Origin of the sequence: Streptomyces sp. NPDC059853, from assembly GCF_042731495.1 — a bacterium.
GTDB lineage: Bacteria > Actinomycetota > Actinomycetes > Streptomycetales > Streptomycetaceae > Streptomyces.
On record NZ_JBHWJL010000156.1, the window covers coordinates 1 to 11,480 of the forward strand.

General features: G+C 76.5%; 7 protein-coding genes and 1 pseudogene. All 8 read right to left on the reverse strand.

The features are described from left to right. On the reverse strand, positions 1 to 268 hold a 268-nt coding region (locus ACFV5N_RS17240), incomplete at its 3' end, for a glycosyltransferase (RefSeq protein ID WP_385600135.1). Beyond that, positions 265 to 957, reverse strand: coding sequence for a polysaccharide deacetylase family protein (locus ACFV5N_RS17245; protein WP_385600152.1), 693 nt, complete (start codon positions 955 to 957; stop codon positions 265 to 267). The genes ACFV5N_RS17245 and ACFV5N_RS17240, both read right to left, overlap by 4 nt. Before the next feature lie 140 nt (positions 958 to 1,097). Further along, positions 1,098 to 2,729: a lipid II flippase MurJ gene (locus ACFV5N_RS17250; protein ID WP_385600138.1), complete on the reverse strand. Its 1,632-nt coding sequence runs from the start codon at positions 2,727 to 2,729 to the stop codon at positions 1,098 to 1,100. Beyond that, the gene (locus ACFV5N_RS17255) at positions 2,726 to 4,099 is read right to left on the reverse strand and encodes an O-antigen ligase family protein (protein WP_385600140.1); all 1,374 of its coding nucleotides are present in this window, start codon (positions 4,097 to 4,099) and stop codon (positions 2,726 to 2,728) included. Before ACFV5N_RS17255 ends, ACFV5N_RS17250 begins: the two co-directional genes overlap by 4 nt. Positions 4,100 to 4,101: 2 nt before the next feature. After that, positions 4,102 to 5,289 (reverse strand): exopolysaccharide biosynthesis polyprenyl glycosylphosphotransferase, encoded by a 1,188-nt coding sequence (locus ACFV5N_RS17260; protein ID WP_385600143.1) that lies wholly within the window; start codon positions 5,287 to 5,289, stop codon positions 4,102 to 4,104. A 2,350-nt stretch (positions 5,290 to 7,639) separates the two neighbouring features. After that, positions 7,640 to 8,770: pseudogene (locus tag ACFV5N_RS17265) on the reverse strand (glycosyltransferase); the annotation flags it as partial. A gap of 11 nt (positions 8,771 to 8,781) precedes the next feature. Next, complete coding sequence (locus ACFV5N_RS17270; protein ID WP_385600146.1) at positions 8,782 to 9,876, reverse strand: DUF3344 domain-containing protein; 1,095 nt, start codon at positions 9,874 to 9,876, stop codon at positions 8,782 to 8,784. Between the two features lie 109 nt (positions 9,877 to 9,985). Further along, on the reverse strand, positions 9,986 to 10,987 hold the full coding sequence (locus tag ACFV5N_RS17275; RefSeq protein WP_385600149.1) for a pyridoxal-phosphate dependent enzyme: 1,002 nt from the start codon (positions 10,985 to 10,987) through the stop codon (positions 9,986 to 9,988). Between the last annotated feature and the right edge of the window lie 493 nt (positions 10,988 to 11,480).

Sequence of the window (11,480 nt, forward strand, 5' to 3'; positions counted from 1 at the left end):
GAGACAGGTACAGATGGGTGTGGACCAGGTCATATCCGCCGCGCCGGATCAGCCGGGCCAGCCTGGGCACGGCGCCCAGGTCACGGTTGCCGGTCATGCCCAGGTGCGTCACCCGGACGCCGTCGGCCCGCAGTTCGCGCGCCACGGCGCCCGGGTTGGTGAGGGTGACGACGTCGCTCGGCAGCGGCAGCCGGGTGAGCAGCGCGCGCAGCTGGCGTTCGGCGCCGCCCACGCCGAGGCCGGTGATGACGTGGAGGGCCCGTTTCACGCCCCGGCCTCCACCGGGCGGCGGCGCAGCGGGTGCAGCAGCCGCTTCAGGCGCAGCCGGGCCGCGCCGTCGGACTGGCCGACGTGGACCCGGGGCAGGGCGTGCCGGCCGGTGAGCGGTCCGGGGTCGATGGCGCAGGCGTACGCGTAGCCGGCGTCCCGTACGGCGGTCACCGACCGCTCGTCGACGCTGCCGTACGGGTAGCAGAACCCGGCCGGCTCGCGGCCGGTCAGCTCGGCCAGCCGGGCGCGGCTGTCGGCGGTCTCGGCGCGCAGGGTCGCGTCGTCGAGGTCGGGCAGGGCCCGGTGCAGCAGGCCGTGCGAGCCGATCTCCATTCCGGCGTCGGCGGCGGCGCGGATGCCGGCTTCGTCGAGGAGTTCCCTGCGGGGGCCGAGTTCGTCCCACTCGTTCTCGCCGCCCAGCCGGCCGGGCAGCACAAACACGGTGGCCGTGAACCCGTGGCGGCGCAGCAGCGGCAGGGCGTTGCGGGTGAAGTCGGTGTAGCCGTCGTCGAAGGTGAGCGCGACCAGTCCGCCGGTGTCGCCCGCGTCGTGCGCGGCGAGCAGTTCGGCGGCGGAGACGCCGCGCAGGCCGCGGGCGCGCAGCCAGTCGAGGTGCGTGCGCAGCCGCTCGGGGGTGACGGTGATGTTGTACGGGTCGGCCGCGGTCACCGTGACGGAGTGGTACATGAGCATCCACAGGTGGCGCCTGGCGGCTCTCGCCGGGGCGCGCTCCGGCTCGGTGTCCGGTTCCGGCCCGCCGCCGTGGGGTTCGTCGGGGCCGGGCTCCGGGCCGGGACCCGGCTGGTTCAGCAGGTCGTCGAGTGAGGTCATGGTGTGGCCTTCAGCTTTCGTCGGGCGGCGGACAGCAGGGTCACGGCCTCCGGCACCCGCAGGGCCCTCGCGCAGGCCGCGAAGACCGCCGCTGTCACCAGGGCGGTGAGGAGGGTGGACAGCAGTGCGGACGGGGCCCGGGCCGCGGTGGCCCAGCCCGCCGCGGCGGCGGCGAGGGCGGCGGGGAGCAGGCGGCCGAGCCCGGCCATGACGGCGGCGGGGTCGATGGGGATGACCCGGCCGGCGAGGCCGCGCATCAGCAGCAGGGCGGTGGCGGTGATCCCGGCGGCGTTGGCGGCGGCGATCCCGGGAGCGCCCCAGTACCGCACGGCGACGCTGCCGGCCACCACGGTGATCGCCAGCCCGACGCCCATGGCGGCCAGCGGGAACCAGACGGGGCGGGCGGCGGAGAAGAACGGCCTGATCAGCGCGCCGACCAGGGTGTGGCCGAGCAGTCCGAGCGCGTACACGCGCATCACGGCGGCGGTGGCGGCCGTCGACTCGGCGGTGAACTCGCCGCGCTGGAAGAGGACTTCGACGAGCTGGGGGGCGCAGGCGATGAGGTACGCGGCGCCCAGGGCCGCCACGATGCCGACCAGCAGCAGATCGCGTTCCACCCGGCGCCGGGCCCCCTCCGTGTCGCCTTCGGCCAGCGCGCGGGCGACGAGCGGCAGGGTGACGGTGGGGATCATGAGCGCCAGCACCATGGGGATCTGGCCGACTTTCTGGGCGTAGTTGAGGTGCGAGATGGCGCCGGGGGTGAGGGAGGAAGCGAGGAAACGTTCCACCAGGACCTGGGCCTGCCGGCTGAGGGCGAACAGCACGATCGGCGCGACGAGCGCGACGGTGACACCCAGGACGTACGGGCGGCGGGTGCCGTCGGCGGCCGCGCGCCGGGCGGAGCGCCAGTCGGCCCAGGCGGCCCGGACGGGGAGGGTGCGCAGGAAGAACGGGAGTTGGAGCAGCACCATCAGGACCCCGCCCACGGCGACCCCGAGGGCGGCGGCGCGCACCCCGAACCTGCTGTGCAGGGCCAGCGCGGTGGCGATGATCCCGATGTTGTAGCCGATGTAGATGGCGGCCGGTGCCAGGTAGCGGCGGTGGGCGCGCAGGGCGGCGCTGAAGTAGCCGGCGATGCCGAAGGTGAGCACGGTGACGGCGGTCAGCCGGGTGCAGTCGACGGCGAGGGCCGGGTCGGCGAGGCCGGGCGCGAGCAGCCGTACCAGCAGCGGGGCGGCGAGCGCGGCCAGCGCGGCGGCGGCGGCGAGGCCGAGCAGGACGCGCGGCAGGGAACCGGCGAGGAGCCGGCGGACGGCGTCGGGGTCGGTGGTGCCCCGGGCGAGGGCGACGCTGAACGCCGGGACCAGCACCAGGGCCATGGCCTCCTCGATCAGCAGGGTCGAGGCGAACTCCGGGATGGTCCAGGAGACGAGAAAGGCGTCCGTCGCGCCGTCAGCCCCGAACAGCCGTGCGATCATCTGGTCGCGCAGCAGCCCGAACAGCGCTCCGCCCGCCGCGAGGACGGCCGTCAGCCCGGCCGCGCGCGCGACGAACCGCTGCCCCCGGTCCCGGCCCGGCTCCTGCCGTGCCGCACCTTCCGGCTCCCGTACCTCCGCCGTACCGCTCATGGCGTCCGCCCCGTCCGCCCCGTCCGCCCCGTCCGGCCGGACACCGGCTCGGGACGGGCCGGGGGCTCGGGACGGAGCGCCGCCGGAGCCAGCGCCCACCACGCCACCAGGCCGAACGCCACCGCCGTCAGCACCGTCGTCGGTCCGCCGATGTCCGCGTACAGGAAGTTGACGGTCAGCCACACCATCAGCCCCGTGGCCAGCAGCCCCCCGTCCACCGGGCCGCAGCGCCGCAGCCGCAGCACCGCGCCGAGCAGCAGCGCCGCCCAGCCGCCCACCACGGCCGCCGCGCCCAGCAGCCCCTGCTCGCTCAGCAGCAGCAGGTACATGTTGTGCGGCGACAGCAGTTCCTGCACCTGGAACTCCGCGCCCGCCCCCGCCGTGTCGCTGCCCGCCGACAGGGCCAGCGAGGCGTGCGTGTCGCGGTACTCGGCGAAACCCCTCGGCCCGACCCCCGTCCACGGCTCCTGCCGCCACATCCCCAGCGCCGCGTCCCACATCGCGTACCGGTCGATGACGGACTGGTCGGGCGTGCCGGTCACCTGCCCGATGCTGGTGAGCCGGTCCGCGACCGCGTCCGAGACCAGCGCCGCCCCGCCCACCAGCAGCGCGCCGCCGCACAGCAGCAGCGCGAGGGTACGGCGGGCCCTGCGCCACCCGGCGATGAGCAGCACCGCGCCCACGGCGGCGCCCGTCGCCAGCCACGCGCCCCGGCTGAACGACACCGCCAGCGGCACGCACAGCGCGCCCGCGCAGCCCAGCGCCACCGGCCGCCACCAGCGCGGCGCGCCGGGCGGCGGGGCCAGGCCCAGACAGAGCGCGGCGATGATCCCGTACGCGACCACGGTGGCCATGCCCATCACGTTCAGCGGACCGAACGTGCCCACGGCCCGCACGTTCTCGCCCATGTACGAGGCGCCGGTGCCGGTGGCGTACTGCACCACCCCGACCGCGCCCTGCACCAGCGCCAGCCCGACCACGGCGACCGCCACCAGCCGCACGTCACGGCGCGAGCGCAGCAGCAGCACCAGGGCCAGCGGCACCAGGACGAACACCTGGAGGTACCGCAGGAACCCCGGCAGCGCCGCCACCGGATCCGGGGCGGTGACGGTGACGACCGCGAACGCCACCGCCGGGACGCCGAGCACCGCCGCCGCCCCCGCGCCGAGCCGGGGCACGGCGGCCCAGCGCCGGACGAGCACCACCGCGCACGCCGCGACCAGGGCGAGCGAGGCGGCGTCGGCGGGGGTGACGCGGGTGGTGACCGGCAGCGCGAGCAGCGCGACGGGCAGCACGGCGAGCAGGACGGTGCCGTGCGAACCGGCGGTCCGTACGGACCGTACGGCCCGGGCCGGGAGAGCGAGAGCCACGCTCAGCTCCCTCCGAGACGGAAGCAGGAGGCGGTGGTGCGCAGCATGATGCGCACGTCCGCCCACAGCGACCAGGTCTCGATGTACAGGTTGTCGAACCGGGTGCGGTCCTCGATGGAGGTGTCCCCGCGCAGCCCGCTGACCTGGGCGAGGCCGGTGAGCCCGACCGGCATCCGGTGACGGTCGGCGTAGCCGGGGTACGTGCGGCTGAACTCGTCCACGAAGTAGGGGCGTTCGGGGCGCGGGCCGACCAGGCTCATGTCGCCGCGCAGCACGTTCCACAGCTGGGGCAGTTCGTCGAGCGAGGTACGCCGCAGCAGCCGGCCGACCGGGCTCATGCGGTGGTCGCCCGCGACGGTCCAGCGGGTGGCGGCCTCCTGCTCGGTGTCGGGGCGCAGGGTCCGGAACTTGAGCATGGTGAACGGCTTGCCGTCCTTGCCGATCCGTTCCTGGCGGAAGAGGACGCCGGGACCGTCGGCCAGCCGGACGGCGAGCGCGCAGCCGCCGAGGAGGGGCGCGGCGAGAAGCAGCGCGAGCCCGGAACCGGTGATGTCGAACGCCCGTTTCAGCAGGTCGGCGCCGGGCGGGCGGCGTTCGGGCGGGTCGAGCCGGCGGCAGGTGTACCCCCACAGATGGGTGGCGGGGGCCGGGAACCACAGGGGTGGTTCGGGGTCCACCAGCCAGACCGTGACGCCGCGTTCCCAGCAGCGGCGCAGCGGGGCGGTGTCCTCCTGGGCGCGGGTGAAGACGACCGTGCGGACGCCGCCGAGGGCGGCGTCGAGCCGGTCCGGGTCGACGGGGCCGGTGGGACGCATGCCGTACTCGGGATGCTCGGCGAGCAGCGCCGCGACGCGCCGGGCGGCGGTGCCGGTGCCGACCACCAGGGTGCGGCGGGGGCGGTCGCGCAGGGCGGCGCGGCGCAGCTGGTACACGGCGCCGCGCCCGGCGGCGGCGAACAGCGGGACGAGGAGGAACACGGGACCGCCGCCGCTCAGCAGCCAGCCCAGCAGACCGTGCCCGGCGAGCCGGGGCAGTTCGTCGAGGGCGGCGGCCATGGGGGTGGGGCGGTACAGGCCGGCCCAGGCGTTGAGGGCGAGGAGGACGGTGAGGACGGTGAGCCCGTGCAGGACGCCGCCGCCCCCGAGCACGGCGAGCAGGACGACGGCGAGGAAGTCCGCACCACACAGCAACCCGGCAGCCCCGGGCCGCCACCCCCGGCGCCGGACGGTGGCGGGGTCAACGGGCGGACGGCCGGCGGGGGCCGGCAGAACGACGGGGGTGGTGGGGCCTGCGGGCGGGGCGGTGGCGGTGGCGGCGGCCACGGGGTCGGCAGGCGCGGCCCCCCGTACCCGTGGCGCGGCCGGGGCCGCCGACGCAGCCGATGCGGACGCTCCCACCGGAGCGTGTCTCCCCGCCAACGCACCGAGGACGGACGGCGTTGCGGTGGTGGCCCGGGCCGCCGACGCGGCTGCGGCTGGGGCCGGCCCTTCCACCGGTACGGCCGGGGTGACCGGGGCGGAGGCAGCCGACGCCGGCCCTCCCACCGGAGCACCGGGGACGGACAGGCCGATCGGGGCTGCGGACGTGGCGTGCCGCCGTGGGGACGCGGGCGCGGTCCGCGCCGAGGCCACGGGCGCCGTGGAGGTGGCCGACCCGGCCGGGGGCACAGTGATCATCGTTCCGGCCGACGTCACCGACGCTGCCGTCGCACGGTGCCCCGCCGAAGGCGCGGGCCCCACCACCCTCCGCCCCAACGCCACGGGGGCTTCCGACGCCGCAGGAGCGGAACGGTTCGTGTGGAGGCCGGGCGCGGCCCCTCTCGTCGGGGCGCCCGGAGCCATCGGTCCGTCCCGACCCGCCGCAGGCGCGGGGGTGGGCGCTGTCCCGCCTGGCGATGCCCCTGGTGGTGCCGACGCCACCGACGCCGTATGACCCGCCGAAGGCGCGGGCGCCGACGACGCGGCCGGGGCGGAAGGTTGTGCGGGGGCGCCGGGCGCGGCATCCCCCGCCGGAGACACAGGGGCGGCGGCGGTCCTGCCCGCCGAGCCCACGGGTGCCACGGGTGCGGACGCGGGAACCGACGCCGCCAGCCCGGGGGCCGCCGCCGTCCCCGCCGAAGGCACGGGCGCCATCGCGGTGAAGGACACGGCGGAGTCCGTCCCGGTCGGGGCCCCCGGTGGCACGGCTGCCGTCTGCCCCGGCGAAGGCGGGGGTGCTGTTCTTCCCACCGCTGTGCCCGGGGCGGCCGAGGGCCCCGCGCTGGCGCCCGTCGGACGGGCGGGGGGCGGGGTGCAGACCCGGGTGGCGGTCTCGGGTGCGCTGACGCTATCCGTGGACATGCCCGCCCCCGCCCACCGCCGTCGCCGACCGGGCCGTGCCCGTTGCGTCGGGTGATCCCACGGTCAGAGGGCAGCTCACGAATCCGTGATGCGTCGGCAGCGCGGGCACCGCCGTGCTGGTCGGCCCGGCCAGCCGTCGCGGCTCATCGCCCGCCGATACCGGAGGCGTGCCTCCGGTCACCGACCGGCCCTCGGACCGGGCAGCCGGATCGACCTGTCCAGCCGCCGGTCGCGGCTCATCGGTGGCGGACACCGGTGACCCGACCTCAGCAGCCGACCGGCTCCCGGCCCGGGCAGCCTGGGCTGCCGGACCGGCCACCTGGCCGGGCTCGTCCTCCACGGCCACCTTCGTACTGGTGCTCCGGGCTGTCTCGCCGGTCGCCGTGCGCGGCTCGCCGCCCACCGGCGCCTGCGGCGGGCTCGCCGCCGCCCGGCCCCCGGGTTGGAGAGCTGGACCGGCCCATCCCGCCGCCGGTGCGGGCTCGCCATCAGTCGGCACCCGTGACGTCTCGCCGGTCACCGCCCAACTCTCGGGCCGGACACCCTCATCGACCCCCGCCGCCGCCCGGCCCGGCTCGCCACCGGCCAGCACCTGTGACATCTCCGCAGTCACCGCCCGGCTCTCGGCCCGGACAGCCTCATCGACCCGGGCCGTCGCCGAGCCCGGCTCGCCACCGGCCGACACCTGTGACATCTCCCCAGTCGTCACCGCCCGGCTCTCGGCCCGGACAGCCTCATCGGCCCGCCTACCCTCCGACCCCGGCTCACCGAAGGCCGACACCGACGACGAGCCTCCGGTCGCCACCCGGCCCTCGGACCGGTTGGCCGGATCGGTCCGCTCGGCCGCCAGGCCCGACGCACCACTGGCCACCGTCCGACCGCCGCTCGCGGCGCTCCGGACAGCCGGACCCCCGTGCGCGGCACGGGCACCCAGAGCGCCCCCGGCGCCCCGGGCCACCGGCTCCGTCGCCCCGCTCCGCGCCCCGCCCGCCGCGTCCGCCGCCTCGCGGGGGGCCGCCGGGCCGTGGGGGGCGGTGGTGCCGGGCCGGCGGATCGCCGGCCGGTCCCGGTGCTCCGCACCACAGCCGCCGCCACCGCCCGCGGGGCGTGTTCCGCCCCGCACCACACTCCGCAGCGCGCCCCGGACGCCGCCGCCCGAGCCGGAACCGGAACCGCCCGCAGGGCCGTGCCCCTCGCCGCGGGACCGGCTCCGCACCGTCTCGTACAGGTCCCGGTACGCCGCCGCCGTCGCGTGCAGGTCGAACCCGGTCCTGGCGTGCTCCTGCGCCGCGCGCGCCAGCGCGCGGCGGCGGTCGGGCGCCGTCAGCAGCGCCGTCAGGGCCCGTGCCAGCGCGGCCACGTCGCCCGCCGGGACCAGGCATTCGGCGGCCTGACCCGGTGCCAGGCTCTCCCGTGCCCCGCCCACATCGCTCAGCAGTACCGCGCGGCCCACGGCCATCGCCTCCAGCGGCGCCAGCGCCATGCCTTCCCAGCGCGAGGGCTGGACCACCAGGTCGGCGGCCGTGTACCAGGGCACCGGGTCCTCGCTGTGCCCGGCGAACAGCACCTGCCGGGGGTCGGCCGCCGCCGTCAGCCGGGCCCGCTCCGGGCCGTCGCCGACCAGCACCAGCCGTGCGCCGGGTACCCGTTCGGCCACCCGGCGCCACGCCGCGAGCAGCAGGTCCTGGCCCTTCTGCCGGCACAGCCGTCCCACGCACACCACCAGCGGCGCCCGCTGCGGCACCCCGTGCACCGCCGCGAGCGCCGCCCGCGCCTGACGCCGCTCGACCTCTCCGGCCGCCGCGAACCGTTCCAGGTCGATGCCGTTGCGGATGACCGCCCACGGCGCCGTGATCCCGGCGCGCACTCCCCGTTCGCGTTCCGCCTCGCTCACGCACAGCACCCGGTCCGCCCAGCGCGTCCCGAACCGCTCCCAGCGCACCGCGAGCTGCCGTGCCGTCCCTTCCGCGGCCTCGAAGGACCAGGCGTGCGGCTGGAACACCGTGGGGATCCGGCCACGGACCGCGAGCCGGCCCGCCAAGCCGGCCTTGGAGCTGTGCAGATGCACCACGTCGGGGCGCAGTCCGCGCACCGCGCGGGCCACGAACGCCGCCTCCCAGGCGAGGTTCGGGCCCGGTTCGCGCCCGGCGACCCAGTCCCTGACCCGCGCGCCGGCCGCGCGGGCCGCCGTGCTCAGCGGGCCGGTGGGCGGGCACAGCAGCGCGGTGCGGATCCCGTCCGCGGTCTGGGCGCGCACCAGGTCGGTCACGACCCGGGCGACGCCCCCCTCGGTGGGCTGCGCGATGTGCAGAACCGTCGTCACCCTCGTCATCGCGTCCCGCCTCACTCGCGTGCCGCGGCGTCGGCCTGGAGGAACACCGCGCCGAGCTGGTACGGACGCGATCCGCCCGAGAAGCGCAGTTCGAGTTCGCCGGGTCCCGCGGTCAGGGCCTGCCGGATGTCCAGGATGTTGGAGTCGTAGCCGAGGGTGTTGAGGTGCGCCGGGTCACGTGCGGTGACCGGGCGCCCGTGGTCGGCGATGGTCGAATCCAGTGCCCGGTGCCGCACGACCGCGCCGCCGCCGCCGGTGTCCCGGACGGTGAGCCCGTGCCCGTTGGCGGTGCGCTCCCCGTGGTAGCCGACGACGCCGACGCTGCCCTGGGCTCCCGGGGTAACCGCCAGGCCGTCCAGGGTGATCACGACGTCCTGGGACGGTCCGTCGACCGACGCGAAGCCGTCCCACAGGACGAGTTCGCGCAGCGGTTCGGCCGGGTTCTCGTAGGCGACGACCAGGGTCCAGCCGCCCCAGGCGCCCATGTCCGAGTTGCCCATGGCGACATTGAGCTGGGCGACGGTCCAGGCGCCCGGCTCGGACCAGCGCACGAGTTCGGTGATATCGGCGGAGGCGGAGAACCCCTGGTGGGTTCCGGCGTCGCGGTGGCCGACGACCGTATCGGCGCGGATTTCCTTGTAGTTTCCGCCGGGTTCGGCGATCAGGACCCGGTCGTTGTCGGCGGGGTCCTTCTGTTCGCCGACCCGCAGATTGGCGCCCCAGTACAGCCGGGCGTAACTCACCCGGGAGCCTTCGGGAAGCCGCAGTTCGGCGCTGGAGGAGTTGTAGGTGTTGCGGTCGGAATCGATGTCGATGTACGTCATCTCGTACTGTCCGCTGCGCCCGCCCGCACCGTTGCGCTGCACGTCGGCGCAGGCGGGGGCGGTGATGATGACCGCTTCCCCGCAGGTGATGACGGAATTGGCGGCCCGGGCGATACCGCCGTGCTGGACGGCTCGGTACCGCTCGGTGAACGGTACGGATTCGGATTCCCCGCGATCGGACGGCGCGGGAACGGCGGTGTGCTGGGACACCCCGATGGACAGCAGGAACGCGGACAGCACACAGACTGCCGCACGTTTCCCGAACCCCACAGAAAAGCGCATGACCCACCTTCCCAAGCCATCTTCTGACAGGCGGTGAAAACCATGACAGAAAACAAAAGGGAAAGCACGTAAAACACACGGCGTTGAACGCACGAAGCGACTCTAGGATTTACATACCATTGGCTGTACGGGTGAGGGTCCCCTCGGTGTTCAGCAGGACCACCGACCCCCGGCCCGCCACCTCGGGGGCCGCGCGCCAGGCCGCGAGGGACGCCGCGCCGCACGGGCCGGCGTCGATGCCGTGACCCGCGAGCTCCCGCGCCGCCACCGCGGCCCGCGCGTCGGTCACCGTGACCGCCGCGTCCAGCCCGCCCCGCAGATACGGCCAGGCCAGGGACGAGGGCGTGCCGCAGTTGAGACCGGCCATCGCCGTCGTCCCGGTGCGCACCGTCACGGGCTCCCCGGCGGCGAGCGAGGCGAGGACGCAGGCGGCGCTGTCCGGCTCCACGGCGAGCAGCGCCGGGCGCGGGCCGGTGGCGGGCCCGGAGCGGTAGTGGGTGACGGCCGCCTGGGCCAGTGAGCCGACGCCGGCCGGGACCACCACCAGACCGGCCGGGGCCGCCCCCGCCGCCGCCAGTTGCTCATCGATCTCGGAGAACAGCGTGGCGTAGCCCTCCACGATCCAGCCGGGGATCTCCTCGTACCCGGGCCACGCGGTGTCCTGCACCAGCAGCGGGCCGGCCGCCCTCGCGCGGGCGACCGCCGCGTCGTAGTCGCCGTCCACCCGGACCACGCGGGCCCCCTCGGCGGCGATGGCGGCGACGGCGGCCGGACGGACCCCGCGCGGCACGTACACCTCCACCGGGACGCCGCGCAGCCGCCCCAGCCGGGCCACCGCCCGGCCGTGGTTGCCGTCCGTCGCCGTCACCAGCCGCTCGGGGGCACCGCCCGCCCGGTGCAACGCCCAGGAGGCGCCCAGCACCTTGAACGCGCCCAGGCCCATCCGCCGGGACTCGTCCTTGACGGACACCCCGCCGCCCAGGTCCACCAGCGGCGTCTCCCGGTAGCCCGGCAGGCCCCGGTGGAAGGCGCGGACCCGCGCCACCGGTGCCGGAGCGCAGCGCCAGTTGCGCGCCGCCGGGTTCCGGTACCGCGGTTGTCCGCTGTCCATGCCCGTCATCATCGGTGCCGCGCGGGCCGGCCGCCAGGGCCGCGGCCCGGCGCGGCGCCCGGTGGACGGCGGCGCGGTCCGTGGCGCACCGGGGCGGGGCCGCTCGTGCGGGTGAAACCTCCGGCGCGGGGACGGATACGGGACGGGGCGGACGGCACCGGGCCCGTACCGGAGGCGATCGCGTACCGGGGCGGGCACGCACCCGGCCGGCACCGCCGACCGGATCGCGTTCCGCCGCGGGACCGGACCGGCCGCCGACCGGGATCACCGTCCGGCCGACACGCGCTGTCCACCTCACGGACACGCCCGTGGTGTAAATCACATCGGTCGATCGCCGGTTCGTCCGCTACGGAGCGCAGTCGGAACGCCCCACCGGGGCCCCGCACAGCGGAGGGGGGGGGGGGGGGGGTTTAACTATGGGGGGGCGCCCCGGGGGGGGGGGGGGGGGGGGGTTGGCCCCCCCCCCGCCCGGGCCGAGTCGAAAAGAAACAGC